The following is a 25,581-nucleotide window of genomic DNA, read 5'->3' on the forward strand; positions in this document are numbered from 1 at the left end:
ATGAAATTCGTCGACGAGTTCCGGGACCCGGCTGCGGCCCGGGCCCTGGTCGCTGCGATCACCGATCTCGCCGCCGAGGACGAGTTCAAGTTCATGGAAGTGTGCGGTGGGCACACCCACACCATCTACCGGCACGGCATCGAACATCTGCTGCCGCCGTCGGTGGAGCTGGTGCACGGACCGGGCTGTCCCGTCTGTGTCATCCCGATGGGCCGCATCGACGACGCGATGTGGCTGGCCGAGCAGGACGGCGTGGTGTTCACGACGTTCGGGGACATGATGCGGGTGCCCGGATCGCGCGGCAACCTGCTCGAAGCGAAGGCGCGCGGCGCCGATGTGCGGTTCGTGTATTCGCCGCTCGACGCGCTCAAGATCGCGGTCGACGACCCGGACAAGCAGGTGGTGTTCTTCGCGGTCGGGTTCGAGACCACGGCACCGTCCACCGCGGTGACCCTCGTGCGTGCGAAACAGCTGGGGCTGACGAACTTTTCGGTGTTCTGCAATCACGTCACCATCGTTCCCCCGATCAAGGCGATCCTCGAATCGCCGGATCTGCGCCTGTCCGGGTTCCTCGGGCCGGGCCACGTGTCGACCGTGGTGGGCCTGCGCCCGTACCGGTTCGTGCCGGAGAAGTACGGAAAACCGATCGTGGTGGCGGGTTTCGAGCCCCTCGACATTCTCGCGTCGGTGCACATGCTGCTGCGGCAGATCCGGGACGGGCGGTGCGAGGTGGAGAACCAGTACAGCCGGGTCGTGCGCAGCGAGGGAAACGGGCAGGCCCTGGCGCTGCTCGCGCAGACGTTCGCGCTGCGACCCCACTTCGAGTGGCGCGGGCTCGGATTCATCTCGCAGAGCGCACTGGGAATTCACCCCGACTACGCCGAGTTCGACGCCGAGCAGCGCTTCTCGATGCCGGGTGTGCGGGTGGCAGATCCGAAGGCATGCCAGTGCGGTGAGGTGCTCAAAGGCGTGATCAAACCGTGGGAGTGCAAGGTGTTCGGGACCGCGTGCACACCCGAGACGCCGATCGGCACCTGCATGGTCTCACCCGAAGGGGCATGCGCCGCTTACTACAACTTCGGTCGTCTCCATCGCGAGACGGCGGCACTGGTGGGGCAGCGCGGGAAGGGGTGACCGTGGCGGAAAGCGCGGTGGCCCAGGGATATCGGTTGTTCGCGCGGTATGCGCACGCGCCCAACGAACTCGGTTACTGCGGCCCGGCGAGTGCCGCCGCGCTCGAGAGTGCTGCCTGCGGTGGCGGGGATCCGGCGGTGGTGGCCGCCGCGGCCCGGCAGTTCAGCGGGGCCTGGCCGTATCAGCAACTGATCGCCGAACAGTGCGGGATCGCCGATCCGCTCGACGAGCAGGTGGTTCGGGCCTATTGGACCGGAAACGTCCTCACCGATCGCATCGACGCGGAGCGGTTCGGTGGTGAACTGCTGAGCCGGTTCGGTGCGCGAGCCGGTCACTACTGGTCGCACCTGACGGAGGACCTGCTGTCCGAGGTGACCGCGACCCACGCGTTCCACGTGTTCGGGGTGTATCCGTGGTCGCGGCTGCTGGGAACCGGGATGCCCGAGCCGCTCCGGATCCTCGATTCGTGCCGGATCGGGTGGGGGACCGTGCTGGAGGTGTCCGACGACGACGCCCTCGTGAACGTGCGGCGACTCGAATTCGACGGTGCCCGGCTGACTCTCGGATCCGAGACGGCCTGGCGCGTCGGCCGGCGGACCGACTCCGGCGTGTTCGTGCCCGACCTGCGCGTGGGGGACCGGGTGGCGCTGCACTGGGATTTCGTGTGCGACAGGCTCACTGCGGAGGAGACCGACCGGCTGGAGTCGTGGACCGTCCGGCAGCTCGGGCACACCAACCGCCGGCTCGCCGCATGATGCTCAGCCGCGGCGCTGCGGCACGGAGAAGCCCCACGGCAGTTCGAGCCGGTGCGCCGCGAGCAGCGTGTCGTCGGTGAGGATCTCGTCGATCGGTCCGTCCGCGACGAGCCGGCCGCCGTCCAGAATCACCGCGCGGGTACACAATTGCGCGGCATACGGAAGGTCGTGCGTGACCAGCAGCAGCGTCGCGTCGAGCCGGGTGAGGACCTCCGCGAGTTCGCGACGGGCCACCGGATCGAGATTTGCGGACGGTTCGTCGAGCACCAGAACCTCGGGCCTGCAGGACAGCACGGTCGCCAGGGCGACACGCCGCCGCTGCCCGCCCGACAGGTGCGCGGTGTCGCGGTCCGCGTGCTCGGTCATGTCGACCGCGGCGAGAGCCTCCCGGACCCGCTCGTCGAGCTCCGGCGGGCGGACCCCGAAATTCGCCGGGCCGAACGCGACGTCCTGGGCGACGGTGGGCATGAACAGCTGGTCGTCGGGATCCTGGAACACCAGGCCGACGGCGCGCCGGACGTCGCGGAGGGTGTCGCGGCCGATCGTCCGTCCACCGATCGTGACCGTTCCCTCGGTGGGGGTGAGCACGCCGTTGAGATGAAGCATGAGCGTCGTCTTGCCCGCCCCGTTGGGGCCGAGCACCGCGACGCGCTCGCCCGCCGCGACGGTCAGGTCGATGCCGTGCAGGGCACGCCGGCCGTCGGGATAGGAGTAGCCGACGCCGACCAGGTGGACCGCGGGTGTGCCGGTCACGTCGTGACCCACGCCGTCGCGCACACGAGCACGGCACCTGCGGTCGGCGCCAGTGCCGAGATCCAGTCCGCGGGACGTGCGGGCTCACCGAAAGCCGGGACGGTACCCGTGAATCCACGCGAGAGCATGGCCAGGTGCACCCGTTCGCCGCGCTCGTAGGCGCGCAGGAACAGGCCCCCGATCCCGCGCGCGGTCGCGCCGATCCGACGCAGCGTGCGCGGGTCGTCGCCGCGGGACAGCCGTGCGATGTGCATCCGGTGCGCCTCGTCGGCGAGCAGGTCCGCGTACCGGATCATCAACACGACGATGGTGGTGATCGATCCCGGTACATGAAGGCGTGCAAGGGATCCCGGTAGTTCCCGCACCGCCGTGGTCGCGGCGAGGGTCAGCGACACGAGCACGCCGAGGGTCCCCTTGGCGAGGATCCCCCACGCGGCATACAGGCCGGGGACCGACAGCGAAACCCCGGCCACCACGACACGGTCACCGGCCTCGGCGAACGGCAGCAGCACCGCCAGCACCACGAACGGAAGTTCGATGAGCATCCGCGGAGCCAGCCACGAGAGCCGGATCCCCGCGACCGTCCACACGGCGGCGAGCACCGCCAGGTACGCACCGAACGCCCACATCGCCTCGCGCGGGGTGGCGACGACGACGAACACGAACGTCACCGCCGCGACGATCTTCACCTCCGCGGGCAATCGGTGCACCGGCGAGGTACCCGGCAGGTGGAGTCGCGTCGCTGCGGTCGCGCCGCTCACGGTTCCGCCGATTCCCCGGGTGCGCGACGCCGGCCGAGGAATCGGAACAGGCCGCCGGCGGCGACCGCGACGACGACCACGCCGGCGATGCCCGCGAGCCCGGTCGAGAAGTCCCGGCCGCCGACCGCGTAGTCGGCCAGCGGGCTGCCGGACAGCCTGTGATCGGTGGCGGTGGTCGCCATGCACTCGCCGGTCACGCGTTCGGTCCCGTCGACCTCGACGACCTCGCACCCGCGCAGGGTCGTCGAGTCGAGGCCGTCGGGGCTGGAACTGGCGAGGTAGGAGAGCGCCCCGGCGATCAGCAGGGCGACCGCGGCGAGGGTGAGCAGTACCCGGCGCCGGCTCATGCCGTCACGTCCGACGCGGGTGCGGGTGCGGGTCGGGGTGCGGTGCGCAGGAGATACACCAGATCGGGCCGGGCCCTGGCGACCGCGGCCACCGTCGCGGCGGTGACGATTCCCTCCCCGGCGCCGACCAATACGTGGGTGCCGAGCAGGTAGGCGGCCACGGTCCCGAGCGAGGTGGTGGAGGCGCCGCCGATCGCGTACTCGAGCAGGAATCCGGCGGACGCCGCGACCACGGCGGCCAGTGCCGCTGTGAACGACACGACCGCCAGGCCCCGACCACGGGTGCGTCCGCGGAGGAGGGACCGCAGCGCGACCGCGATGCCGTAGCCGGTCGCGACGCCGATCAGCGCCATGTTGGTGATGTTCGCGCCGAGGGCGCTCAGGCCACCGTCCGCGAACAACAGGGCCTGGACGATCAGCACGATCGCGAGGCACAGCGCGCCGGTGTACGGGCCGACGAGGATCGCGGCGAGCGCGCCACCGAGGACGTGTCCGCTCACGCCGGGAAGGATCGGGAAGTTCACCATCTGCAGGGCGAACGCGAACGCGGCCACCAAACCCGCCATGGGAGCGGTCCGCTCGTCGAGTTCGGTCCGTGCCCGCCACAGCGCGATCGCGAGTCCGGCGACCGCCACGGCACCGAACAGGAGGGACGTCGGGGCGTTGATGAGGCCGTCGCTCATGTGCATTGCTACGACATCCATCATCGAATCATAACTTCTCATATGAACAGGTGCTCAGGTATCGGCGTGGCCCGTCGGGGCGGTTCCGTCGGCCGAATCCCATTTTCGGGATTTAGAGAGTGGGCGACCTCTTTTCTGGCTATCGTGAGCGAACTCGAGGAGGAGGGGACTCATGAGTGAACCGTTCGACGTGATCGTGCGCGGCGGCCTGTGGTTCGACGGCACCGGCACGCCCGGCGTCGTCCGTGACCTCGGCATCCGCGGTGGAGTCGTGGTGACGGAGAGCGTCGAACCGCTGACCGCCGGCCCGGACACCGAGGTCGTCGATGCGCGCGGCCGGTGGGTGATGCCCGGATTCGTCGACGCGCACACGCACTACGACGCCGAGGTGCTCGTCGCGCCGGGCCTGTCCGAATCGGTGCGGCACGGCGTCACGACCGTCCTGATGGGCAACTGCTCGCTGTCGACGGTGTTCGTGCCGCCGGTCGACGCCGCCGACCTGTTCAGCCGCGTCGAGGCGCTGCCCCGCGATCACGTGCTCAGCGCGCTCGAGACCGCGAAGAACTGGACGTCGCCCAAGGAGTACATCGCGGCGATCGACGCGCTGCCTCTCGGACCGAACGTCGCCGCGTTCATCGGCCATTCGGACGTGCGCGCCGCCGTGATGGGACTGGGGCGCTCCACCGACTCGGTCAACAAGCCCACCCGCGAAGAACTCGTCGCCATCGACACCGCCGTCGGCAAAGCGCTCGACGCGGGTTTCCTCGGGGTTTCCACCATGACGAACCCGTGGGACAAGATCGACGGGGACCGCTACCGCTCCCGGACGCTGCCGTCCACCCACGCGTCGTGGTCGGAATTCCGCAGGCTGCACCGGATCCTGCGCCGTCGTGGCCGGGTGCTGCAGGCCGTGCCCAACCTCAACACCAAGTACGACGTGGCGTTCTTCGCGCTCGCGAGCACCGGCATCGGCCGTCGCCCCATGAAGGCCTCGGTCCTCGCCGCCGCGGACACCAAGGCAGAACGGTGGGTGCACCGCATCTTCGGTCCGATCGCGAAGGCCGCCAACAAGTTCGGACGCGGCGCATTCCGCTGGCAGCACCTGCCCACCACCTTCGAGGTGCACTCGGACGGAATCGACCTCGTCGTCTTCGAGGAATTCGGATCCGGCCGCGCCGCACTGCATCTCAGGGAGGAGATGGGTCGCAACGACCTGCTGCGCGACGAGGCCTACCGCCGGTGGTTCCGGCAGGACTTCGAGAAGAAGTTCTCCCCGCGGGTGTGGCACCGCGACTTCGACGACACCGACATCGTGGCCTGCCCCGACGAGTCCCTCGTGGGCCGCTCGATCGGCGACGTCGCGCGCGAACGAAAGCTGCATCCGGTCGACGTGTTCCTCGATCTCGTCGTCGAACACGGCCGGGAATTCCGCTGGCACACCGTCATCGCCAACGACCGGCCCGAGGTGCTGAACCGCCTGATCACCACCCCGGGCGTCACGGTCGGGTTCTCCGATGCCGGTGCGCACCTGCGCAACATGGCGTTCTACAACTACGGGATCCGCATGCTGCGCCGCATCCACGACTTCGCCGAACGCGGCAAGCCGGTGATGCCCCTCGAGGCGGCCGTCCACAAACTCACCGGGGAACTCGGCGACTTCTACGGAATCGACGCCGGGCACCTGCGCGTCGGCGACCGCGCCGATCTCGTCGTCGTCGATCCCGCCGGTCTCGACGAGGCGACCGAGCGCTACCACGAGGAACCCATGCCCGAGTTCGGTGGCCTGCGCCGGATGGTGAACCGCAACGACGCCGCCGTCACCGCGACGGTCGTCGCCGGACGGGTCGTCTTCCGCGACGGCGAATTCGTCCCCGGCTACGGCACCACCGTCGGCACCGGCCGTTTCCTGCGCGCCGGCGTCACCGAACGCGGGCCCGCCCCGGCGCGCGGGGCCGTCCCCGAGCGCGTCGAGGTCGGATGACCTCGACTTCCCGTCCACGCACCCAGCAGGAACGCCGGGAAGCGACGATCGGGCGCATCCTGGACGCGACGGTCGCCGCGCTGGGCGAGGTCGGCTACACCGCGACCACCATCGCCGAGGTGTGCAGCCGGTCCGGGGTGTCCTCCGGTGGGGTCTTCCGGCACTTCCCGACCCGGCTGGACCTGATGGTCGCGGCCGCCGACGAGGTGCGCAAACGGCAGTTCGAGAAGTACCGGGAGGGCCTCGCGCGGCTCGGCGTGATCGACCGGAGCTACGAATCGGTCCTCGCGAGTCTGCAATTGGTGCGCGCCGCGTGCCGTGCCCCGATCAACGCGGCCTGGTACGAACTACTCGGCGCGGCCCGCACCGATGCGGCGCTGCGCGAACGGCTCGAACCGCTGGCCGCGCGCTACCACGCCGAGATCGCGGAATTCGCTGCCGCGCTGCCGGTTGCCGCCCGATTCGACCCGCAGGTGTTCACCACGATCGTGTTCTCGATCGTGCACATGCTCGACGGAGAGGCGATGTCCGCGGTCGTGCATCCGCAACCGGAACAGGAGGATCTGCGGCTCCAGCAGATCGCGCGCGCTCTGACCGGAGGCGCGTCGCGCCGGGACGTCGACCACGATCCAGGGAACTGACTGCGTGCCAACGGTTTCCGAGAGCCTGGGAATGCCCTGATTCAGGCTCGGTCGAACCACGTCACCTGCGCGCCGTTGCCGAACTCCCGGCGCCGGGTGGCCGTGAACTGCGTCGGCGCGAAGGACCCGGACAGTGCCGGGAGACCGGCTCCCGCGAGGACGGGAAAACTTTTGAATATCAGCCGATCGATCTCGCCGATGAGCTGCCCGGCGAGATTGCTGCCGCCGCAGAGCCAGATGTCGAGGCCCTCTTGCGCTTTCAGCTTCCGAATCAGTTCCACCGGATCGGTGTCGACGATATCGACTCGTGGATGGTCCACCGGTGCGAGAGTGCGCGAGAAGACGTACTGCTTCAGGTGGTCGTACGGGCTGACCACCCCCTCTGCGAGTGCCGGTTCGTAGGCGCCGCGACCCATCACCACGGTGTCCCATGTCCGGTTCGGCGTATCGGTCGGCATGCCCACGAGTTCGCGAACGTGGGTCGGGATCGATTCCGGATACGTCTCGCCGATCCAGGACGACATGTCGTCGCACATCGGATAGAAATCGAATTCGCCGTTGGGACCGGCGATGTAGCCGTCGAGGGAGACGGCCACGTAGTAGACGAGCTTTCGCACAGAAACCACCTCGTCCGTAGTACTATGATTGAAGTGGTTTGAACGTAGTACTACGGATGGAGTGGTGTCAAGTGGTTCGCGCGAATCCCGAGCGTCGCCAGGCCCTGCTGGACGCATCGATCGAGGTGCTCGCCCGAGACGGGGCACGCGGGCTGACGTTCCGCGCGGTGGACAAGGAAGCGGGAGTGCCGGCGGGAACCGCCTCGAACTACTTCTCCAATCGCGACGAGCTGCTCGTCCAGGTGGGACACCGCTACTACGAGCGGCTGATTCCCGGGGAGGACGTCGTAGCGCAGTCGCGGCAGAGACAGACCCGCGAGTCCATGATCGACTTGATGACCGAAGTGGTCGAACGGGTCAGCGGCTTCCGAAGCGGATATCTCGCCGTCCTCGAACTCCGGCTCGAGGCGACACGGCGACCCGAACTGCAGGCCCTGCTCACCGAGCGGGTGCGAGCCGATCTCGACTTCAACGTGGCCAACTACCGGGAGTCCGGATTGCCCGGAGGCGAGGACGCCGTCGTGCTGCTGTACCTCGCCTTGAACTGGCTGATCCTGGAGCGCCTCACGCTTCCGGGAATCTTCGACGAGAAGCGCGCCGCCGAGCTGGTGCGGACCGCCGTCGAGCGCGCAATTCCCGCTGACGCGTGAGGCGGAAAGACGGCCCGGATGTTGGTGGACGTCACACTTCGCTTAAGTTCGAGTGATGAGCAATGAGAACGGTGCTGCTCCCCAGTGGTTCGTCGACGCCCTCGCTGCTCCCGTGGAAACGGGCAAATGCACGGTGTCGGGCGCGACGATCTTCTACCGAGCGTGGGGTGATCCGGGGCAGGCCGGCATCGTCCTCGTCCACGGCGGTATGGCCCATTCGGGCTGGTGGGACCACATCGGGCCGCAGCTCGCCGAGTCCCGGCGCGTCGTCGCGCTGGACCTGAGCGGACACGGCGACAGCGACCACCGCGACCACTACGGTCTCGAAACCTGGACGGACGAGGTGCTCGCCGCCGCGGAAGCCGGCGGGATCGTCGGACCGCCCGTCCTGGTCGGGCACAGCATGGGCGGCATCGTGTCGTTCGCGGCGTCGCACCGGATGGGGGAGCGTCTCGCCGGTGTCGTCATCCTCGACTCGCCGATCCGCGATCTCACCCCCGAGGAACTCGAGATGCGCATGAAGGCGGCGCGGCCGGCGGGTCCACCGAAGGTGTACCCGACCGTCGAGGATGCGGTCGCGCGCTTCCGTCTCGTTCCGCCGCAGGAGCATGCCGAGCCGTACGTGTTCGATCACATCGCCCGCGGCTCGCTGAAGCCCGTCGACGGCGGGTACACCTGGAAGTTCGACGCCATGCGGATCGGTCGGGAGACGCGGAGCAGTCTCGAGGAGATGACCCCGCGTTGCCCGGTCGTGTACTTCCGCAGCGAGCACGGCATCGTCGACGACGCCCTGTACGCCCAGTTGCGGGAGCTGTTCGGTCCCGACGCGGTGATGACCGTACTGCCCGCGGCCGGTCACCATCCGATGTTCGACCAGCCGCTGTCCGTCGTCACGGCGGTGCGCACCGTGCTCGCCGCCTGGAAGCGATAGCCGGAACCCCGCCCCGCCGCGTGAGAACCCGGGGAAGGTCGATCAGAGCGACCTGGGGGAGTCGCCGTCCTCGACCGGGACCGGTCGCCGGCGCTCGCGCAGCACGTGACGGGCCGCCCAGTCCAGGCAGAAGCCGAGCGCACCGATCACGACGATCACGGCCATCACCTGGTCGTAGGCGAGCTGATCGCGGGCGTTGAGGATCTGGTAGCCGAGTCCGGATCGGACGCCGAGCATCTCGGCGGGAACGAGCACCACCCACGCGATGCCGAGGGCGACGCGCAGACCGGTCTGCACCTGTCCGCGGATCGCGGGCAGCACCACCGATCTCAGCTGTTCGAGGCGGGTGGCGCCGAACGACCGGGCGACGAGCAGATGTCCCGGATCGATGCCGTGGACGCCGGCGGCGGTATTGATGACGATCGGCCACACCGCCGCAGCGGCGATCAGGAAGAACACCGGTTGGTGTCCGATTCCGAACAGCGCCACCGCGATCGGAGCCCACGACAGCGGTGAGATCATCCGCAGGAACTGCACCACCGGCATCGACGCCCGCTCGACGACCGGGTTCAGTCCGATGAGCAGCCCGAGCGGGATCCCGACCACCGCGGCGATCAGCAGCCCCACCAGCAGCCGCCACATGCTCGCCGCGATATCCGGCAGCAGCACCCCGCGGGAGATCAGATCCCCGAGAGCGGGCACCACGTGCTGCGGTGCGAATTCCCGGACCAGCGAATCGGATCCGGCGACCACGGTGGTGAGCAGCCACCACACGAACACGGCGACGGCGATCGCGGCGAACGGGGGCCACCACGCGTCCCGACGCGGACTGACGGGGGCACGGGAAGCGAGCGCGGTGGTGCTCACGATGGATCGACCTCCTCGATACGGGTGAGATCTGCGGGCAGACCGAACGCGGCGGTGCCGTCCACCCGGACCAGGGAGGTCCGCACGAAGCGGTCGTCGACCAGGTCGGCGTGCACGGTCGCGGGATCGAGACGCGACAGGAAACGGGTGTCGCCGTCGACGACCGTGGCGTGCATGGCCAGCGCCAGCGCCTCGGTGAAGCTCGGGAACGGGAACGGCTGATAGCCGATCCGCTGAGGATGCCACTGCGGGTGCCGGATGGTTCCCGGCGGCTCGGGGTAGGTGAGCGCGCGGGTCACCGCGGGCAGTGGCTGCGGCAGATAGCCGGCGGTCAGGGCTTCCGCGGCGGCGCGGCGGTCGGTGCCGATCCGCAGCTGCGCGGTCACAAGGGAATCCGAGACCTGCTGCACCACCGTCGGATTGCGTTCGATGAGGTCCTCGTGCACGAGCAGCGCGCAGCACGCGTGCTCGCGCCACACGTCGCCGAGGAACCGATGAATGCGGCCGATGCCGCGCAGGTCGGCGGCGGCGTTGAACGGGTCCGCGACGGTGAACGCGGCGATCGAGCCGTTCGCGAGCGCCGGAATCATGTCGGACGGGCTCATCACCACCAGCTCCACGGTGCCGGCCGAGCGCGACGCGGACTGCCGGATCACCGGGCGCAGGCCGTGGGCGCGCAGCATCTGCTGGACCGTGATGTTGTGGATGGACCACCAGAACGGGATCGCCACCTGTCGGCCCGCGAGCTGCCCCAGTTCGGTGATGTGCGGGGCGACGGTGAGCGCGGACCCGTTGGTGTGGTTCCAGCCCAGGACCCGCACCGCGCTACCCAGCGAATACCGCAGCTGCAACGCCATGGGCATGAGCAGATGGACCACGTCGACCTGGCGGGTGACGAACGCTTCCGCGAGCGAGGCCCAGCTGCGGAACAGCACGGGGCGGACGTCGTCGACGACGCCCGGGGCGAACAGCCCGGCGTGATGTGCCACGAGCAGGGGAGCGGCGTCGGTGATCGGCAGGTAGCCGATGCGCAGTCGGCCGCTGGTGTTCGTACGGTCCGTGCTCGCGGCCCGGCCCAGGTCGAGAAGGCCTGCGACGCCACCCGCGGCGGCGAGACCGACGGCGCCGCGCAGCAGCGTCCGTCGACCGATCGTCGTGCTCATGCGATTTCGAGCGCGGTGTCGCGGTAGCGGGCGAGGATCTCGGTGCGCAGCCGCTGCCGTTCGGATTCGGTGATTCCGTCATGGTCCAGGTGCCACTGCTGTTGCACCCGGCCGCCGGACCCCAGCAGGGCGATGCGATCGGCGAGACTCAGCGCCTCGTCGATGTCGTGGGTGACCAGCACCGTGGTGAAGCCCAGGTCGCGGGCGAGCCCGCTCAGCCAGTCCTGCAGATCCGCGCGGATCGCCGGGTCGAGCGCGCTGAACGGCTCGTCGAGCAGCAGCAGCCGCGGCCGCACCGCGACGGCCCGGACCACCGCGACCCGTTGTGCCTGACCGCCGGAGAGCTGGTCCGGGTAGTAGCCGGCGAGACCCGCGAGACCGAACGTGTCGAGCAGTTCGTCGGCGTACGCGGGGTCGAAACGGTCGCGATGGGCGGCGAAACGTCCACCGAATGCGACGTTCTCGCGAACGGTGAGCCACGGCATCAGGAGCGGCTGCTGGAACACCACACCGGTGTGCGGGCGGGCCGCGTCGTCGGATTCGGGCCAGGTGACCGCGCCTCGGTCGAGACGGTCGAGACCGGCGACGATGCGCAGCAACGTGGACTTGCCGCTACCGCTGCTGCCGAGCACCACCAGGAACTCGCCGGTGTCGATGTCGAGGTCGACCCCGTCGAGAACGGGTTCGGTCCGGCCGGGAAAACTCTTGTAGCCCTGTACTACTCGTACTGCGAGAGTTCCCACCGAAGCTGTCCTTCCGACGGCGATTGAATGGGCAGGAAGGCCGCTTCGCGGAAGCGGCGATTGGTTGCGCTCGCGGACGCGTAGCCGGCGCCGCCGCGCAACGTCGACTCGAGCCGCGTCGCCTCGACCGCGACGAAGGAACCGTCGAGGCGCAGCCGCAGCAGATCGGCCGGGGCCACGGACGCCGGAGCGCCGGCGTACTCGTAGAGGCGGTCGCGGAGGTTGTCGAAGCGGTCCCGCAGCGCGTGGTACTCGTCGACGAACAGTGCGCCGAGTCCGGTGGTACGAGAACAGGATTCGTCGAGCGCGGTGCGAGAGATCCCGACGCAGAAGGAGGTCTGCAACAGTAGGAAGGTGGGGCGGACGGCGCCGCAGAACGAGCGGAGCTCGTCGGTGACGATCTGGTCGTGCGGAACGTGCACCCGGTCGAACGTCAGGGAGGTCGATGCGGTCGCGCCGAGGGCGAGCAGGTCCGGTCGCGGATCGATGCGGATGCCGGGGCTGTCCGCGCGGACCGCGGCGACGACTCCGCTGCCGTCGGCGGTGCGCGCCGGGAAGACGATGAGCGCATCGTCGAATACGTTGGATGCCCAGTGGATCGGACCGGACACCACCAGACCGTCGTCGGTACGTTCCGCAGCGAGCGTGAGATCACCCAGGCCGGCAAGATGTTTCATTGCCGCAGCCATGGCGGTGACGCCGACCCGCCGGCCTGCGCCCAGGTCGTCGCGGAACTTCCCGCGCAGCGTCGCCGGTGCGCGGTCGATGTACTCGAGGGCCATGCGCTGTGCCCACAGGGAGAAGCCGACCGCGAGAGATTCGGCTGCGACGTCCTCGATGACCGCGACCATGTCCCGTAGTTCGCCGCCGTCGAGTCCGCCGGTGAGAAGACCTGATTCGCCGATCCGGGCGAGATCGATCCGGGTGTCGGTTTCCCCGCGATCCAGCGCGGCAGCGCGATCGCGCACGAATTCTGCGATCGCCCGGCGCTGTTGCTCGTCGGTTCGTTCCATGGCCGCGGTCATCGGGTTCCTACCCTTCGAGCGAGTGGATGCGGTCGATCGGAGTGCTGACGGCCTCGCGGGCGCGAACGACCGCGGCTTCGTCCGGAGCGTTGTAGAAGCACAAGCACTTGTCCATGTCCTCGCGGACGTAGGTACGCAGGAAGCTCACCTCGGGAACGTTCGCGTACTTGGGGGAGTTGGCCTTCTTGCGGGCCAGGTAGGTGTCCATGTCGATCGTGTCCGGGATGTCCCACTCGACGAGATAGCCGGCCTCGGGACGCGCTGCCTTGATTTCGTCGAGATCCGCGCCGACCAGACGAACTTCGTTGGGGCCCACGATCTCCGCGACGTCGAGCTGGGCGGCTTCGAGCTGGGCTGCGCGGCAGGCGTCGAACTCGGCGATCGCGAAGACGCGGGCGCCACCGGTGGTGACCTGCGATTCGATGAGTTCGCCGCCGGCCGCGGCGACCTCGGCGTCGAACGCCTTGATCGCGGCGTCGGCCTGGCCGTCTGCGGGCACGAGTTCGTACAGGTACAGGGACATGAGGGCACCTTCCGGTGAAACGGGGATGGGGTGTGTCGCTGCGCCGGCACCCGGGCACGGTCGACGTGCGTCAGGGCCCGAGAACGGGCGGGGCTTCGCCGGTCAGCGGTGAATGTGACAACACGCGGCGCCGGCCACGCGCACGAGGTCCACGTGCAGGCGGCGGGTCAGCTGGCGGTGGGTCACGAAGCTCACCGTACATGTAGACAGACCGATCTGTCTATTGCGAGGGTCGGTTAGGCTCGACGGCGTGACAGTCTCCACCCACACCGAGTCGAACACCGGCCGGAACACCCGCACCGGCAAGCCCGGTCCTGCCGAAAGACTCCTGGAGACGGCGACGGCGCTCTTCTCGGAACACGGCATCCGGGCCGTCGGCATCGACCGCATCCTCGCCGAATCGGGGGTCGCACGCGCCAGCCTGTACTCGTCCTACGGATCGAAGGACGCGCTGGTGCTCGCCTATCTGGATCGGCTCGACGGCCGGGACCGTGCCCGGTGGGAAGGTGCGGTCGCCGGTGTGCAGGATCCGATCGTCAAGATCCTCACCTTCTTCGACCTGGCACTCGCGTCGGCGCCCTCGAAGGGTTTTCGAGGATGTCAATACTCCAATGCCGCAACGGAATTCCCGGAGGAATCGTTTCCGCCGGTGGTCGCGCACCGGGAGTGGCTGCGGCGCACGCTGGTCGAGCTCCTCACGGCGGCCGGCGTCACCGAACCGGATGCCCTCGCCCTGCGGATCCGATTGATCTACGACGGCGCGCTCGCCGGGTCGAAGCTCGAGCACAGCGACGCGCCGCTGCGACTGGGGCGCGAGATGGTCGCGGAGTTGGTCGGTGCTGCCCCCGCTACTGGTGCCGCCCCCGCTACTGCGGGGTGAGAGTGCTGCGCCACTTCTCGTAGGCGGCGTGCTCGGCCGCGCGCCGCTGCTTGACCCGGTCGTTCTCGAGGTCGCCCGGCAGTCCGTTCTTCTCGAGCCGGCGCGTGCGGTTGTGGGCCATGTAGGCGACGGAGAAGAACAGCGACAGCATCATGCCGAGTCCCGCCGTGCTCAGGCGGAGCCAGATCGGCCCGGGGAGCAGTAGGAAGGCCGCGTAGACCGGGAGGAACGGGACCTGGCTGCGGATCATGTGGCGCAGGACGGCGTGGTCGCCGACCAGGTCGTTGCGGACCCATTCGCGCATCGAGGCGGGTAGGGGGCGTCCGAAGGCGTAGGCGGTCCACTGGACGGGGCCGGGGCGAGTGCGCATGTGCCGTTTCGCTTCCTCGTGTGTCGTCACGATCGGTCGAGATCGAGCGTACACATATAAGTAGCGCACTAACTAATCGTGCGGTCCAAATCTCTCCGATCGCGGGGAAGGCGGGAGTGGGACGAGTCCTGTACGGCCCCAGGAACCTGTTCTATATTGCGACCATGTACGAGTGGTCCGACACCGACCTCATGTTCCGCGACGCTCTTCGCGGCTTCATCGAGAAGGAAATCCGCCCCCACGTCGATGAACTCGAGAGCGGTGCGCTGCCGCCGTACGACATCATCCGCAAGATGTTCGCGGCGTTCGGTATCGACGAGATGGCCCGGGAATCGCTGGCGAAAGCCCTGGCCCGCGAGGAAGCAGGGGAGAGCGCGCCCGCCAAGTCCGGCGGGATGGGCGGCTCGCCCGGAATGGCGGCGCTGCTCAACATCGAGATCGCCGGTGTCAGCCTCGGTCTCGTCGCGTCGATGGGCGTGAGCCTCGGCCTGACCGCCGGCACCATCCGCAGCCGCGGCACCCTCGCCCAGAAGAAGCGCTGGCTGCCGGAACTGGTCACCATGGAGAAGGTCGGCGCGTGGGCGATCACCGAACCGGACTCCGGCTCCGACGCATTCGGCGGGATGAAGTCGACCGTGCGCCGCGACGGCGAGGACTACATCCTCAACGGCCAGAAGACGTTCATCACCAACGGCCCCTACGCCGACGTCATCATCGTCTACGCGAAGCTCGACGAGGGGGACGCGACCGTCGATCGGCGGGATCGCAAGGTCCTCGCGTTCGTGCTCGACAAGGGCATGGAGGGGCTGACGCAGAGCGCCCCGTTCAAGAAGATGGGCATGAACTCCTCGCCCACCGGCGAACTGTTCTTCGACAACGTCCGCATCACCCGCGACCGGCTGCTCGGTGAAACCGAGGAGGGCGGCAAGAGCGACGGCAAGGACAGCGCGAAGGAATCGTTCGCGGCCGAACGGATCGGCATCGCCTATCTCTCGCTCGGCATCATCGAGCAGTGCCTGAAGCTGTGCACCGCGTACGCCAAGTCCCGGAAGCTGTGGGGCAGGGAGATCGCGCAGTTCCAGCTCATCCAGCTCAAGCTGGCCGAGATGGAGGTCGCGCGCATCAACGTGCAGAACATGGTGTTCAGCGCGATCGAACGCGCCGCGGCCGGCAAGCCGGTGAGCCTGTCGGAGGCGTCGGCGATGAAGCTGTACTCCTCGCGTGCCGCGACCGAGGTGGCGATGGAAGCGGTGCAGTTGTTCGGGGGCAACGGCTACATGGCCGAGTACCGCGTCGAGCAGCTCGCGCGCGATGCCAAGTCGTTGATGATCTACGCGGGAAGCAACGAGATCCAGGTGACCCACATCGCGAAGGGCCTGCTCGCCGAATAGTTCTGCCCCGGAGAAAATCTGCACTGCGACTGCCGAATCGGTTAGTGTCATCCGGCATGAGTGAGATTATGCCGTTCGCGGCGACGGTCGATCCCGATCTCGCCGCGGCCCTGGCGCAGCTACCCGACCTGCGCCTCGAGAATCTGGAGGAGGCTCGCCGCACCTTCGACGAGTTGATGTCCGGGCTCGGTCCCGCGGACACCTCGGGCGTCGCCGTCGAGGAGTGGCTGGTCCCCGGTGCGCCCGGTGGTCCGGAGATTCCGGTCCGGTTGTTCGTGCCGGACGCCTGTCCGGACGGGAACTTCGGATCCCGGGCGGTCGTGCTCGAAATCCACGGCGGCGGCTTCGTGCTCGGCTCGGCCGCGCAGAGCGACGCACTGAACTCGGTGATCGCGCGGCGCACCGGGGCAGTCGTCGTCTCCGTCGACTACCGGCTCGCCCCCGAGCATCCGTACCCGGCCGCGGTCGACGACTGCTACGCCGCCCTGACCTGGATCGCTTCGAGTGCAACGCATCTCGACATCGACCCGGACCGGATCGTCCTGGTCGGCGATTCCGCGGGCGCCGGCCTGGCCGCCAGCGTCGCTCTGCGCGCCCGGGACCTCGACGGCCCGCCGATCGCGCTGCAGGTTCTGCTCGAGCCCGAACTCGACGACCGGCTCCAGACCGCCTCGATGCGCAGCGGCACCGACACGCCCGTGTGGGACAACACCAAGGCAGCGCTGAGCTGGCGTCACTATCTGGGCGAGCAGCCGCCGACCGGGGAGGCGGTGCCGGCGCGGCAACAGGATCTGTCGGGACTGCCGGCCACCTACATCACCGTCAACGAACTCGATCCGCTGCGCGACGAAGGGCTCGAATACGCCCAGCGCCTTCTGCAGGCCGGCGTGCGCGTGGAACTGCACCTCTGGCCCGGCACTTTCCACGGATTTTCTCTGGTTCGCGGAGCAGCGGTAACCCGTCGCGCAACCGCGTCCTTGTGTGATTCGATCATTCGCGCCACTGCGCGTACTGCGGTGCTCGAGACCGACTAGAACGAAGACTTTTGGGGGGATTCGATGGGGGTTGTCAGTGGAAGTACGCCGCCCGTGCGCGTGATTCCGGCGCGCGAAATCGGAGCACCGGTCGACGGTGCCGCCAGGCAGGACGACGCGCCGCCCGCCGTGGACGGGCGCCAGGCACGGGCCGAGCGGACCCGCCGCGCGATCGTCGAGGCGCACATCTCCCTGATCGGCGCGGGTGAACTCTCGCCGACGGGGGCGCAGATCGCGGACCGGGCCGGGGTGTCGCTGCGATCGCTGTGGGGGAATTTCAACGACCTCGAGACCCTGTTCGCAGCGACGGGAGCCGAGGTGCTGCGTCGCCAGAACACGATGATCGAGCCGATCGACGCGGACCTGTCGCTGGAGGAACGGATCGAGACGTATTGTCGGCAGCGTGCCCGGGTTCTGGAATTCGTCGCCCCCTTCGCCCGGTCGTCGGAGCTCCGGGCGCCGTTCTCCCGCGAACTGCAGCGCAACCGGGTGCGGTACCTGCGTGGCGTGAGTTCGGAGATCGAGGCGTTGTTCGCCCGTGAACTCGCCGGAGGCGATGTCCCCCGCCGCGGAGAGGTGCTGCAGGCGCTGGGCATCGCCGTCACCTGGCCGACCTGGGTGTCGCTGCGTGACGTGTCGCGACTGTCGATTCACGAGGCGACGTCGGTGATGACGCGGATGGTTACCGCGCTGCTGACATCGGACTGATCACACCGCGTCCGCCCCCGCCGGGAACGCCGTCGCCGGCCCCGCCCCCGAGATGGATCGGGGCGGGGCCGGTTCGGTGTGGTGGGTCGAGCAGTCTTGCAGGGGATCCCGCCACCCCGAGCGGATGGTTTCCGAATCTGCTGCACAACAGTCGGATTCGTGCCACCTGGCCAGGGGACTACCGAGGATGCGGTCGCCGGGCGCACTCCCGGAACGGCGGCCTATTGACACTTCGAGTGTTGTCGCTCACAATCGGAATCAATGAAGTTGACATGACTGTCACGTCACGAACAGACCCCTGGAGGAAGACCATGCCCGTTCCTGCGATGCGTGAACTCGGCGAGAAGGTGCGCAACTGGGGGCGGTGGGGCTCCGACGACGAGCGCGGTACGACGAACCTCATCACCCCGGAACGCCTGGTCGCGGCGGCAAAGCTGATTCGCACGGGTGAGATCTTCGAGCTGGGGATCCCCCTCGACGGCGACGGGCCTCAGCCCGGCGGCGCCCGCATCAACCCGATCCGCCTCATGTCCGAGAACGGCCAGGAGCAGGTCCTGCCCGGCGGATTCAAGTGGGCCGACGACTACGTGTTCATGCCGCTGCAGGCCGGATCGCAGTACGACGCGCTCTCGCACGTCCAGTACGACGAGCAGATCTACAACGGTCATCCCGGCACCGGCATCACCGTCAAGGGCGCCGACAAGTGCGGCATCCATACGCAGTCCAAGGGTATCGCCGGCCGCGGCGTCCTCCTCGACATCGCCCGCCACCGCGGCGTCGACTGGCTGGAGGCGGGAACCGCGATCGGACCGGACGAACTCGACGCGGTCGCCCGATCCCAGCAGGTGGAGGTCGGGCCGGGCGACATCCTGCTCATCCGAACCGGTTGGCATGCAAAGTTTCTCGCCGAGCGCGACCCGGCGTCGTACATGGCGGGGGAACCCGGCCTGTCGCTCGCCTGCGCGCAGTGGCTCCGCGACCGCGACGTCGCCGTGGTCGGCGCGGACAACTGGGCCGTCGAGGTCATGCCGGGGGAGAACCCGGGTGCGTTGTTCGAACTGCACATGGTGCTCATCCGCGACATGGGCATGACGCTCGCCGAAATGCTCAACTTCGAGGAACTCGCCGCGGCATGCGCGGCCGACGGTGTCTACGACTTCTTCTACGCGGGACCGCCCCTGCAGTTCACCCGTGGCGTCGGGTCGCCGATCAATCCGCTCGCCATCCGCTGAGCGCCACGGTCGCTCGCACAATCCCCTCGACCTCAGGAGAACCCCCGACATGCTGCTCAGCGACATCGTCGAGTACGGCGCACGCAAACATCCCGACCGGATCGCCCTCCGATTCGAGAACGACGTGGTCGACTTCGGCGAACTGCGCGACCGAACCCGGAGACTCGCGAATGCACTTCTTGCCGTAGCGAATCCGGGTGACCGGGTCGCGATCCTCTCGACGAACTGCACCGAGTACTTCGACTGCTACTACGGCGTCCCGATGGCCGGAATGGCGCTGACCATCCTCAACTTCCGGCTCCATCCCGAACAGATCGTCGCGCTCGTCGAGCACTCCGGGGCGTCGGTGCTCGTCGTCTCCGAGGAATTCGCCGAGGTCGCCGCAACGGTCCGGGAGCGCGTCCCCTCCGTCCACACGATCGTCGTCATCGACGGTTCCGACGAGGACACCTCCTGGGAGTCGTTCGTCCGCAACGCATCGACGGAGCCGCCGGTGACCCGGCCGTCCCCGGACGACATCGCGTGGCTGGTCTACACCAGCGGCACCACGGGAATGCCCAAGGGCGTGGCGATCAGCCACCGGAACCTGCTCAGCGGCATCACGTCGTCGGCGCTCCACTGGAACCTGCCCGAGGGTACCGTGTTTCTGTTCTGCTTCCCGCTCTGTCACGTGGGCGGCTACGTGACGCTGCTCAACCACCTGAACGGCAACACGGTCGGGATTCTGCGTGCCTACGACAACGCGACCTTCCTCCGGACGGTCGAGGAGTGGAAGGTCACGCAGACCGGACTCGCTCCCACCATGATCAACTTCCTGCTGCAGGATCCCGCGCTCGACGAGCACGATCTCGGCACGCTCGAAGCGATCGGGTACGGCTCGTCCGCCATCCCCGCAGCGGTGCTCCGCGAAGGCCTGGACCGGCTCGGCTGCGATTTCTACCAGGGAATGGGCATGACCGAGCTGGCCGGCAACGTCCTCCATTTCGACGAGGCGTCGCATCGCCGGGCCGCGAACGGCGAGCCCGAACTGCTGGCGGCCGCAGGAAAACCGATGCGACTGGCGGACATCCGCATCGTCGACGACGCGATGAACGATGTTCCCCGCGGCGAGATCGGTGAGATGATCGTGCGCGCGGACCAGGTCATGTCGGGATACTGGAACGATCCCGAGGCAACCGAGGCCGCCTTCACCGACGGCTGGTTCCACACCGGTGATCTGGTGCGGCAGGACGCCGAAGGCTTCGCGTACATCGTCGACCGCAAGAAGGACCTCATCATCAGCGGCGGCGAGAACGTGGCGTCCCTCGCGGTCGAGCAGGCCCTCTACCGCCACCCCGCCGTCGCCGAAGCCGCCGCGATCGGCGTTCCGAACGAAACCTGGGGCGAAATCGTCTGTGCCGTCGTAGTTCTCCGCGAAGGAGCCGACGCGAGCGCCGACGACATCATCGCGACCTGCCGCGAGCATCTCGGCGGATTCCAGGTGCCGCGCCGCGTCGAGTTCGTCGACACACTCCCCAAGAACGTGACCGGCAAGATCCTCAAGCGCGACCTACGGGATCGCTTCGCACCTTCCCCGGCCTGATCGGCCCCCACCGGATCGGCGGCAGCTTCGCGCTGCCGCCGATCCCGTCATGCACAGAAACTCCCTCCCCACCCTCCCCGGAGCGATCATGAAACGTACTCTCGCCGTGGGCCTGACCGCCCTGTCCGCAGCCGCCGTGCTGACCGCCTGTTCCGGTCGCGGCACCACGATCGAAGCCGGCGAATGCGATCCCGGCATCACCGACACCGAGATCCGGTTCGGTTCGAGCCTGATGCAGTCCGTCGCCGGTCCGCAGGCGAAGGCCGCGACCGCCCTGTTCGAGGACATCAACCAGGACGGCGGCGTCACGATGGGTGACGGTAGGACCCGCCGGATCGTCTACACCGCCCTCGACGACGGCTACGACCCCGCGCGCACCGTCGGCAACGTGCGCTCCCTGGTCGAACAGGAACAGGTCTTCGCCATCCACAACCTCGTCGGGACGCCGTCGACCCTCGCGGTCGTCGACTACCTGTCGTCGAAGAACGTCCCGCTGGTCTTCCCCATGACCGGCAGCGACGAACTGCTCGCCTCCGTCGCCGATCGTCCCGTCGTCGCCGGCGCCGTGAATCCTCAGACCGGATGGGAAGTTTCGGCCCACGCCGAGCAGATGCTGGCTCGACATCCGAACGCGAAGATCGCGGTGCTCTACCCGAACGACAGCCTCGGCAGCGGCAGCCTCGCCGCACTCGAAGCCGCTCTCGAGGGCAGCGGCGCGCAGATCGTCGCACGGCAGTCGTACGAACCGACCACGCCGTCGGTGGATTCGCAGGTCGTCAACCTCGCCAACTCGGGCGCCGACGTCTTCATGAACTTCGCGACCGCGAGCTTCGTGACCCAGTCACTGAAGAAGGCCCACGAACTGCGTTGGGATCCGGACACATACATCTACTCGGGCGCGACCGACACGAACTTCGTGCTCGCACCCGCGGGTCTGGAAGCCGCGGAGGGAATCCACTCGTTCTACTGGATCTACGACGTGAGCAGCCCCGAACACGACGACAAGCCCGGTGTGGCGAAGTGGCGTGAATTCGCCGCCCGGCACGCGCGCGATTTCGCAAGCACCGACACGATCGCGGCAACCGGCTACAACACCGCACAGCTTCTCGTCACCGCTCTCGAGCAGATGGACGGCTGCAGCCGAACGGATCTGCTCGACGCGGTCCGGAACCTCGACGGGGTGACGACGGACCTGTCCATCGAGGGCATCACCTTCGACACCACCCCCGACTACCCGTACGCGATCACGTCGATGGCCCCGATGACCTTCCGGGACGGCAGCTGGCACTACGACGCCGTGGTCACCCGCGGCGAGGATCGGTGACGGTGCACACCGGCCCGGCGGCGGGCAACACCGCAGCCGTGCCGGAACTGCGGGTCGAGGACGTGCGGCTGCGCTTCGGCGGCGTCGTCGCCCTGGACGGTCCGTCGTTCTCGATCGCCCCCGGAACCATCATGGGACTGATCGGACCGAACGGCGCGGGTAAGACGACGCTCTTCAACTGCATTTCGCGGCTCTACCAGCCCGATTCGGGCCGGATCACGTTCGGCGACACGAATCTGCTGGAGTTGCCCGCCGACGGCATCGCCGCGGCAGGCATCGCGCGCACCTTCCAGAACATCGGGCTCTTTCCCACCATGACGGTCGTCGAGAACGTCCTCAGCGGCGCATACTCGCGCACCCGCGCCGGATTCGTGCGCACCGCACTGGGTTCGCCGGCCGCACGCCGCGAGGAGCGGCACGAACGCGACGAGGCGTGGGCGCTGCTCGAGGCGATGAACCTCGCCCACGTCGGGCTCGAACCGGCCGGCAACCTGCCGTACGGGACGCTCAAACGCGTCGAACTGGCCCGGGCCCTCATGCAGCGGCCGAAGCTGCTCATGCTCGACGAACCGGCGAACGGCCTCATCCACGAGGAGGTTCTCGAACTCGCCGAGACCGTCCGCGACCTCCGCGACGAACGCGGCTTCTCCGTGCTGCTCGTCGAGCATCACATGGCGATGGTCATGTCCATCTCCGACCGGATCGTCGTGCTCAACTTCGGACGCAAGATCACCGAGGGCGATCCCGCCGAGGTGGCGGCACACCCGGAGGTCGTCGAGGCCTATCTGGGAGGTGCGGCATGAGCCTGCTCGCCGTCCACGATCTCCACGCGCGATACGGGAACGCAGAAGTCCTGCACGGCATCGACTTCGACGTTCCGGCCGGTGAGGTCACGGTGGTTCTCGGCGCCAACGGTGCCGGCAAGACGACCATCCTCCGATCGATCTGCGCGATGGTGCACACCAGCGGGCGGATCGTGTTCGACGGCCGCGACATCAGCGGCGTGCGAACCGACCGCATCGCACGTCTCGGTATCGCCCACGTTCCGCAGGGGCGAGGCACCTTCGGTGATCTCACCGTCGAGGAGAACCTTCTCATCGGCGGGTACACCACGTCGCAGGCCGCCACGACGCGGTCCATCGAGCGGTGGTACGAGTTCTTCCCGCGCCTGCGCGAACGCCGGACGCAACTCGCCGCCGGTCTCAGCGGCGGCGAACAGCAGATGCTCGCGATCGCCCGCGCCCTCGTCCCCGAACCGCGGCTGCTTCTGCTCGACGAACCGTCGCTGGGACTCGCACCGCGTATCACCCAGGAGGTGTTCCGCGCGCTGGGGCAGATCAACGAGGACACGGGCACAACCATTCTCGTCGTCGAACAGAACGCCCACCTGGCACTCGAGATCGGATCCTCGGCGGTCCTGGTCGACGCCGGGCGCGTCGTCGCCCAGCGCCCCGCCGAGGCTCTCGCCCACGACGACGCGGTGCGCCGCGCCTACCTCGGCTACTGACCAGGAGTTTCAGACATGCAGGTGTTTCTTCAGCAAGTCGTGGACGGGCTGACCTGGGGTGCGCTGTACGCGGCGTTCGCCCTGAGCATCGTCCTCGTCTACCGGGCATCCGGAATCGTGAACTTCGCGCAGGGCGAGATGGCGATGATCTCGGCGTTCTGCGCCTGGCAGTTCCACCAGTGGGGCGCCCCGCTCTACCTCGCGATCGCCGGTGCGATGGTAGTGGCCTTCCTGTTCGGTGCCCTCACCGAGCGGGTACTCATCCGGCCGCTCGCCTCGTCCCCGAACCACATGCCGCTCGTGATCATCACGCTCGGTCTCATGCTCGTGCTCAACAGCGCGGCGGGCTGGATCTGGGGTGTGCAGAGCAAGGAGTTCCCCTCGATCGTCTCCGGCCCGGCGATCACCCTGGGGCCGGTCGCGATGTCCCGTCAGTCGGTGGTGATCGTCGGCGCGGTCGTCGTGGTCGCGGCACTGTTGTTCGTTCTCTTCCAGCGCACCCGGATCGGGTTGGCGATGCGCGCTGCCGCCGGGAATCCGGAGTCCGCGAAGCTGATAGGTGTCCCGGTCGGGTCGATGCTCACCATCGGCTGGGGGCTCGCCGCCGCCATCGGTGCGCTCGCCGCCTCGCTCGCGGCTCCGCAGTTGTTCCTCCAGCCGAACATGCTGGTCGCCTCCCTGATCTACGCGTTCGCCGCGGCCGTGCTCGGAGGACTCGACAGTCCGGTCGGCGCGATCGTCGGCGGACTGTGCGTCGGGGTCGCCGAAAACCTTGCCGGTACCTATATCTCGTGGATCGGGCACGACTTCAAACAGGCGGTGGCGCTCGCCCTGATCCTCGGAGTCCTGCTGCTGCGGCCCGAGGGCCTGTTCGGCACCAGAAAGGTTGCACGGGTATGACATTCCTCGATTCACTTCGCCGACCGCGAGCCGAACTCGATGCTCCGCTGTGGCTCTCACGGGCCATGGTCGCCGTCGTCGTCCTCGTCGCGGTCGTGGCCCCGCTTGTGTCCGCACCGTACGTGAACTTCGACCGGTCGATGGTTCTGGTGTACATCGTCGTGGGGCTCGGACTGAACCTGTTGACCGGCAACACCGGTCAGATCTCGCTGGGCCACGGCTTCTTCTTCGCCGTGGGGGCCTATCTCAGCGGGGTCCTCGTCGAGAACCACGGTGTGCCGTACCTGCTGCTGCTGCCGCTCGCCTTCGTCGTGTGCTACCTCGTGGGGTACGCCTTCGGGTTGCCGGCGCTGCGGCTACGCGGGCTCCAACTCGCCTTGGCCACATTGGGTCTGGCGCTGGTGACGCCCGCGGTCATCAAGCGGTTCGAACACGTGACTGACGGTCACGCCGGCATCAACATCTCCGCCGCCGACGCGCCCGGGTTCACCGGCCTCGAGCGGGACCAGTGGGTGTACTACCTGTGCCTCGTGGTCGCGCTGGTCGCGTACCTGGTGGTCCGCAGGCTGTCGACCGGCCGGATCGGCCGCTCGCTCATCGCGATTCGCGACTACGAAGCGGTCGCCACCACACTCGGTGTTCCGGCCACCCGGACGAAGACGACGGTGTTCGCCCTCAGTGCCGCCCTCGCCGGCACCGGCGGCGTGCTCTACAGCTTCGTCGTCCAGTACGTCGGCCCGGAAGCGTTCGGGCTGCCGCTCGCGATCGCGTTCATCACCATGATCGTCGTCGGCGGACTGGGCACGGTCCCCGGTGTCGTGTTCGGTGCCCTGTTCGTGGTGTACGTGCCGCAATGGACCGCGGACATCAACCAGTCCGCCGCGGGCATCACGTACGGTGCGGCCCTGATCCTGTTCATCTTCGTGCTGCCGTACGGTGTCATCAGCGTGTTCCGCGGTCTTCTCGGTCCCGTCGTCGCCCGGATTCCGGGCCGCCGCCGGGACACCCGGCCGTTGGCGGACGGCCGCGACACCGAACCCGATCTCGTCACCGTCGCCTGATCCACGGCGATCTGATCC

29 protein-coding genes are annotated in these 25,581 nt (G+C 68.2%); 17 read left to right on the plus strand and 12 right to left on the minus strand.

Features of this window, described 5'->3' with window-relative positions; genetic code table 11:
* Both hypD and ACWDUD_RS23920 read left to right on the plus strand, forming a co-directional pair.
* Entirely contained in the window at positions 1-1,134 is a 1,134-nt protein-coding gene (gene hypD / locus ACWDUD_RS23915; protein WP_197250878.1) for a hydrogenase formation protein HypD, read from the plus strand.
* 2 nt (positions 1,135-1,136) lie between these two features.
* On the plus strand, positions 1,137-1,889 hold the full coding sequence (locus ACWDUD_RS23920; protein WP_450110913.1) for a DUF6390 family protein: 753 nt from the start codon (positions 1,137-1,139) through the stop codon (positions 1,887-1,889).
* Positions 1,890-1,892: 3 nt separating this feature from the next.
* Here the strand turns inward: ACWDUD_RS23920 and ACWDUD_RS23925 are convergent, their stop codons facing one another.
* Genes ACWDUD_RS23925 through ACWDUD_RS23940 form a run of 4 tightly spaced genes read right to left on the minus strand, consistent with a single transcriptional unit; the run spans position 1,893 to position 4,454 of the window.
* Positions 1,893-2,642 carry an energy-coupling factor ABC transporter ATP-binding protein gene (locus ACWDUD_RS23925; protein ID WP_450110914.1) on the minus strand — a complete coding sequence of 250 codons (750 nt, stop codon included), beginning with the start codon at positions 2,640-2,642 and terminating at the stop codon, positions 1,893-1,895.
* The gene (gene cbiQ, locus ACWDUD_RS23930) at positions 2,639-3,403 is read right to left on the minus strand and encodes a cobalt ECF transporter T component CbiQ (protein WP_450110915.1); all 765 of its coding nucleotides are present in this window, start codon (positions 3,401-3,403) and stop codon (positions 2,639-2,641) included. Before cbiQ ends, ACWDUD_RS23925 begins: the two co-directional genes overlap by 4 nt.
* A complete protein-coding gene (locus tag ACWDUD_RS23935) occupies positions 3,400-3,750 on the minus strand; it encodes a PDGLE domain-containing protein (RefSeq protein WP_450110916.1) in 351 nt (116 codons plus the stop codon). The genes cbiQ and ACWDUD_RS23935 overlap by 4 nt, the downstream gene beginning before the upstream one ends.
* Complete coding sequence (locus tag ACWDUD_RS23940) at positions 3,747-4,454, minus strand: energy-coupling factor ABC transporter permease (protein ID WP_450110917.1); 708 nt, start codon at positions 4,452-4,454, stop codon at positions 3,747-3,749. Before ACWDUD_RS23940 ends, ACWDUD_RS23935 begins: the two co-directional genes overlap by 4 nt.
* Before the next feature lie 151 nt (positions 4,455-4,605).
* On the opposite strand from ACWDUD_RS23940, the gene ACWDUD_RS23945 reads away from it, so the two are divergent.
* Both ACWDUD_RS23945 and ACWDUD_RS23950 read left to right on the plus strand, forming a co-directional pair.
* The gene (locus tag ACWDUD_RS23945; protein ID WP_450110918.1) at positions 4,606-6,414 is read left to right on the plus strand and encodes an N-acyl-D-amino-acid deacylase family protein; all 1,809 of its coding nucleotides are present in this window, start codon (positions 4,606-4,608) and stop codon (positions 6,412-6,414) included.
* On the plus strand, positions 6,411-7,055 hold the full coding sequence (locus tag ACWDUD_RS23950) for a TetR/AcrR family transcriptional regulator (protein ID WP_450110919.1): 645 nt from the start codon (positions 6,411-6,413) through the stop codon (positions 7,053-7,055). Before ACWDUD_RS23945 ends, ACWDUD_RS23950 begins: the two co-directional genes overlap by 4 nt.
* Positions 7,056-7,096: 41 nt before the next feature.
* On the opposite strand, the gene ACWDUD_RS23955 is transcribed toward ACWDUD_RS23950, so the two are convergent.
* The gene (locus tag ACWDUD_RS23955) at positions 7,097-7,672 is read right to left on the minus strand and encodes a dihydrofolate reductase family protein (protein WP_450110932.1); all 576 of its coding nucleotides are present in this window, start codon (positions 7,670-7,672) and stop codon (positions 7,097-7,099) included.
* 71 nt (positions 7,673-7,743) lie between these two features.
* Here ACWDUD_RS23955 and ACWDUD_RS23960 point away from each other — a divergent pair, with 71 nt between their 5' ends.
* Both ACWDUD_RS23960 and ACWDUD_RS23965 read left to right on the plus strand, forming a co-directional pair.
* The gene (locus tag ACWDUD_RS23960; protein WP_450110920.1) at positions 7,744-8,322 is read left to right on the plus strand and encodes a TetR/AcrR family transcriptional regulator; all 579 of its coding nucleotides are present in this window, start codon (positions 7,744-7,746) and stop codon (positions 8,320-8,322) included.
* A 55-nt stretch (positions 8,323-8,377) separates the two neighbouring features.
* Positions 8,378-9,253: an alpha/beta fold hydrolase gene (locus tag ACWDUD_RS23965; RefSeq protein ID WP_197250888.1), complete on the plus strand. Its 876-nt coding sequence runs from the start codon at positions 8,378-8,380 to the stop codon at positions 9,251-9,253.
* Positions 9,254-9,295: 42 nt separating this feature from the next.
* Here the strand turns inward: ACWDUD_RS23965 and ACWDUD_RS23970 are convergent, their stop codons facing one another.
* The 6 genes from ACWDUD_RS23970 to ACWDUD_RS23995 all read right to left on the minus strand — a co-directional run bounded on the left by ACWDUD_RS23970 (position 9,296) and on the right by ACWDUD_RS23995 (position 13,940).
* Entirely contained in the window at positions 9,296-10,120 is an 825-nt protein-coding gene (locus ACWDUD_RS23970; protein WP_197250889.1) for an ABC transporter permease, read from the minus strand.
* On the minus strand, positions 10,117-11,283 hold the full coding sequence (locus tag ACWDUD_RS23975) for an ABC transporter substrate-binding protein (RefSeq protein WP_450110921.1): 1,167 nt from the start codon (positions 11,281-11,283) through the stop codon (positions 10,117-10,119). The genes ACWDUD_RS23970 and ACWDUD_RS23975 overlap by 4 nt, the downstream gene beginning before the upstream one ends.
* Positions 11,280-12,026, minus strand: coding sequence for an ABC transporter ATP-binding protein (locus ACWDUD_RS23980; RefSeq protein ID WP_197250891.1), 747 nt, complete (start codon positions 12,024-12,026; stop codon positions 11,280-11,282). The genes ACWDUD_RS23975 and ACWDUD_RS23980 overlap by 4 nt, the downstream gene beginning before the upstream one ends.
* Positions 12,002-13,051 (minus strand): acyl-CoA dehydrogenase family protein, encoded by a 1,050-nt coding sequence (locus tag ACWDUD_RS23985; RefSeq protein WP_197250892.1) that lies wholly within the window; start codon positions 13,049-13,051, stop codon positions 12,002-12,004. Before ACWDUD_RS23985 ends, ACWDUD_RS23980 begins: the two co-directional genes overlap by 25 nt.
* Before the next feature lie 7 nt (positions 13,052-13,058).
* Complete coding sequence (locus tag ACWDUD_RS23990; RefSeq protein ID WP_197250893.1) at positions 13,059-13,574, minus strand: DUF4242 domain-containing protein; 516 nt, start codon at positions 13,572-13,574, stop codon at positions 13,059-13,061.
* Between the two features lie 102 nt (positions 13,575-13,676).
* Entirely contained in the window at positions 13,677-13,940 is a 264-nt protein-coding gene (locus ACWDUD_RS23995) for a putative leader peptide (RefSeq protein WP_368862567.1), read from the minus strand.
* On the opposite strand from ACWDUD_RS23995, the gene ACWDUD_RS24000 reads away from it, so the two are divergent.
* Positions 13,825-14,454: a TetR/AcrR family transcriptional regulator gene (locus ACWDUD_RS24000; RefSeq protein ID WP_248675148.1), complete on the plus strand. Its 630-nt coding sequence runs from the start codon at positions 13,825-13,827 to the stop codon at positions 14,452-14,454. The genes ACWDUD_RS23995 and ACWDUD_RS24000 overlap by 116 nt on opposite strands.
* On the opposite strand, the gene ACWDUD_RS24005 is transcribed toward ACWDUD_RS24000, so the two are convergent.
* Positions 14,441-14,824: a DUF5313 family protein gene (locus ACWDUD_RS24005; protein WP_197250895.1), complete on the minus strand. Its 384-nt coding sequence runs from the start codon at positions 14,822-14,824 to the stop codon at positions 14,441-14,443. The two genes, ACWDUD_RS24000 and ACWDUD_RS24005, sit on opposite strands and share 14 nt — an antisense overlap.
* Positions 14,825-14,988: 164 nt before the next feature.
* Here ACWDUD_RS24005 and ACWDUD_RS24010 point away from each other — a divergent pair, with 164 nt between their 5' ends.
* The 10 genes from ACWDUD_RS24010 to ACWDUD_RS24055 all read left to right on the plus strand — a co-directional run bounded on the left by ACWDUD_RS24010 (position 14,989) and on the right by ACWDUD_RS24055 (position 25,563).
* Positions 14,989-16,215, plus strand: a complete 1,227-nt coding sequence (locus tag ACWDUD_RS24010) for an acyl-CoA dehydrogenase family protein (protein WP_197250896.1) — start codon at positions 14,989-14,991, stop codon at positions 16,213-16,215.
* Positions 16,216-16,271: 56 nt separating this feature from the next.
* On the plus strand, positions 16,272-17,249 hold the full coding sequence (locus ACWDUD_RS24015) for an alpha/beta hydrolase (RefSeq protein ID WP_197250897.1): 978 nt from the start codon (positions 16,272-16,274) through the stop codon (positions 17,247-17,249).
* Between the two features lie 54 nt (positions 17,250-17,303).
* On the plus strand, positions 17,304-17,957 hold the full coding sequence (locus tag ACWDUD_RS24020; protein ID WP_231610022.1) for a TetR/AcrR family transcriptional regulator: 654 nt from the start codon (positions 17,304-17,306) through the stop codon (positions 17,955-17,957).
* 311 nt (positions 17,958-18,268) lie between these two features.
* Positions 18,269-19,189, plus strand: coding sequence for a cyclase family protein (locus ACWDUD_RS24025; protein WP_231610023.1), 921 nt, complete (start codon positions 18,269-18,271; stop codon positions 19,187-19,189).
* 49 nt (positions 19,190-19,238) lie between these two features.
* Complete coding sequence (locus ACWDUD_RS24030; protein ID WP_450110922.1) at positions 19,239-20,771, plus strand: long-chain-fatty-acid--CoA ligase; 1,533 nt, start codon at positions 19,239-19,241, stop codon at positions 20,769-20,771.
* A gap of 88 nt (positions 20,772-20,859) precedes the next feature.
* Positions 20,860-22,095, plus strand: a complete 1,236-nt coding sequence (locus ACWDUD_RS24035; protein WP_450110923.1) for an ABC transporter substrate-binding protein — start codon at positions 20,860-20,862, stop codon at positions 22,093-22,095.
* The gene (locus tag ACWDUD_RS24040) at positions 22,092-22,898 is read left to right on the plus strand and encodes an ABC transporter ATP-binding protein (protein WP_450110924.1); all 807 of its coding nucleotides are present in this window, start codon (positions 22,092-22,094) and stop codon (positions 22,896-22,898) included. Before ACWDUD_RS24035 ends, ACWDUD_RS24040 begins: the two co-directional genes overlap by 4 nt.
* Positions 22,895-23,602, plus strand: a complete 708-nt coding sequence (locus ACWDUD_RS24045; RefSeq protein WP_450110925.1) for an ABC transporter ATP-binding protein — start codon at positions 22,895-22,897, stop codon at positions 23,600-23,602. The genes ACWDUD_RS24040 and ACWDUD_RS24045 overlap by 4 nt, the downstream gene beginning before the upstream one ends.
* A 15-nt stretch (positions 23,603-23,617) precedes the next feature.
* The gene (locus ACWDUD_RS24050; protein ID WP_197253530.1) at positions 23,618-24,502 is read left to right on the plus strand and encodes a branched-chain amino acid ABC transporter permease; all 885 of its coding nucleotides are present in this window, start codon (positions 23,618-23,620) and stop codon (positions 24,500-24,502) included.
* Positions 24,499-25,563 (plus strand): branched-chain amino acid ABC transporter permease, encoded by a 1,065-nt coding sequence (locus ACWDUD_RS24055; protein WP_450110926.1) that lies wholly within the window; start codon positions 24,499-24,501, stop codon positions 25,561-25,563. Before ACWDUD_RS24050 ends, ACWDUD_RS24055 begins: the two co-directional genes overlap by 4 nt.
* Positions 25,564-25,581 lie beyond the last annotated feature (18 nt).

The sequence above is a fragment of the Rhodococcus sp. NPDC003382 genome (assembly GCF_053589135.1).

What these genes read in the sequence shown, in the direction of transcription:
- ACWDUD_RS23935 (WP_450110916.1), bottom strand. Translation starts at nt 3,750, where the DNA reads ATGAGCCGGCGCCGGGTACTGCTCACCCTCGCCGCGGTCGCCCTGCTG.
- ACWDUD_RS24045 (WP_450110925.1), top strand. Translation starts at nt 22,895, where the DNA reads ATGAGCCTGCTCGCCGTCCACGATCTCCACGCGCGATACGGGAACGCA.
- ACWDUD_RS23965 (WP_197250888.1), top strand. Translation starts at nt 8,378, where the DNA reads ATGAGCAATGAGAACGGTGCTGCTCCCCAGTGGTTCGTCGACGCCCTC.
- ACWDUD_RS23950 (WP_450110919.1), top strand. Translation starts at nt 6,411, where the DNA reads ATGACCTCGACTTCCCGTCCACGCACCCAGCAGGAACGCCGGGAAGCG.
- ACWDUD_RS23995 (WP_368862567.1), bottom strand. Translation starts at nt 13,940, where the DNA reads ATGCCGTGTTCCGAGAAGAGCGCCGTCGCCGTCTCCAGGAGTCTTTCG.
- ACWDUD_RS24055 (WP_450110926.1), top strand. Translation starts at nt 24,499, where the DNA reads ATGACATTCCTCGATTCACTTCGCCGACCGCGAGCCGAACTCGATGCT.
- hypD (WP_197250878.1), top strand. Translation starts at nt 1, where the DNA reads ATGAAATTCGTCGACGAGTTCCGGGACCCGGCTGCGGCCCGGGCCCTG.
- ACWDUD_RS24050 (WP_197253530.1), top strand. Translation starts at nt 23,618, where the DNA reads ATGCAGGTGTTTCTTCAGCAAGTCGTGGACGGGCTGACCTGGGGTGCG.
- ACWDUD_RS24010 (WP_197250896.1), top strand. Translation starts at nt 14,989, where the DNA reads ATGTACGAGTGGTCCGACACCGACCTCATGTTCCGCGACGCTCTTCGC.
- ACWDUD_RS23975 (WP_450110921.1), bottom strand. Translation starts at nt 11,283, where the DNA reads ATGAGCACGACGATCGGTCGACGGACGCTGCTGCGCGGCGCCGTCGGT.
- ACWDUD_RS24035 (WP_450110923.1), top strand. Translation starts at nt 20,860, where the DNA reads ATGAAACGTACTCTCGCCGTGGGCCTGACCGCCCTGTCCGCAGCCGCC.
- ACWDUD_RS23985 (WP_197250892.1), bottom strand. Translation starts at nt 13,051, where the DNA reads ATGACCGCGGCCATGGAACGAACCGACGAGCAACAGCGCCGGGCGATC.
- ACWDUD_RS24005 (WP_197250895.1), bottom strand. Translation starts at nt 14,824, where the DNA reads ATGCGCACTCGCCCCGGCCCCGTCCAGTGGACCGCCTACGCCTTCGGA.
- ACWDUD_RS23945 (WP_450110918.1), top strand. Translation starts at nt 4,606, where the DNA reads ATGAGTGAACCGTTCGACGTGATCGTGCGCGGCGGCCTGTGGTTCGAC.
- ACWDUD_RS24025 (WP_231610023.1), top strand. Translation starts at nt 18,269, where the DNA reads ATGCCCGTTCCTGCGATGCGTGAACTCGGCGAGAAGGTGCGCAACTGG.
- ACWDUD_RS23940 (WP_450110917.1), bottom strand. Translation starts at nt 4,454, where the DNA reads ATGGATGTCGTAGCAATGCACATGAGCGACGGCCTCATCAACGCCCCG.
- ACWDUD_RS23990 (WP_197250893.1), bottom strand. Translation starts at nt 13,574, where the DNA reads ATGTCCCTGTACCTGTACGAACTCGTGCCCGCAGACGGCCAGGCCGAC.
- ACWDUD_RS24015 (WP_197250897.1), top strand. Translation starts at nt 16,272, where the DNA reads ATGAGTGAGATTATGCCGTTCGCGGCGACGGTCGATCCCGATCTCGCC.
- ACWDUD_RS24030 (WP_450110922.1), top strand. Translation starts at nt 19,239, where the DNA reads ATGCTGCTCAGCGACATCGTCGAGTACGGCGCACGCAAACATCCCGAC.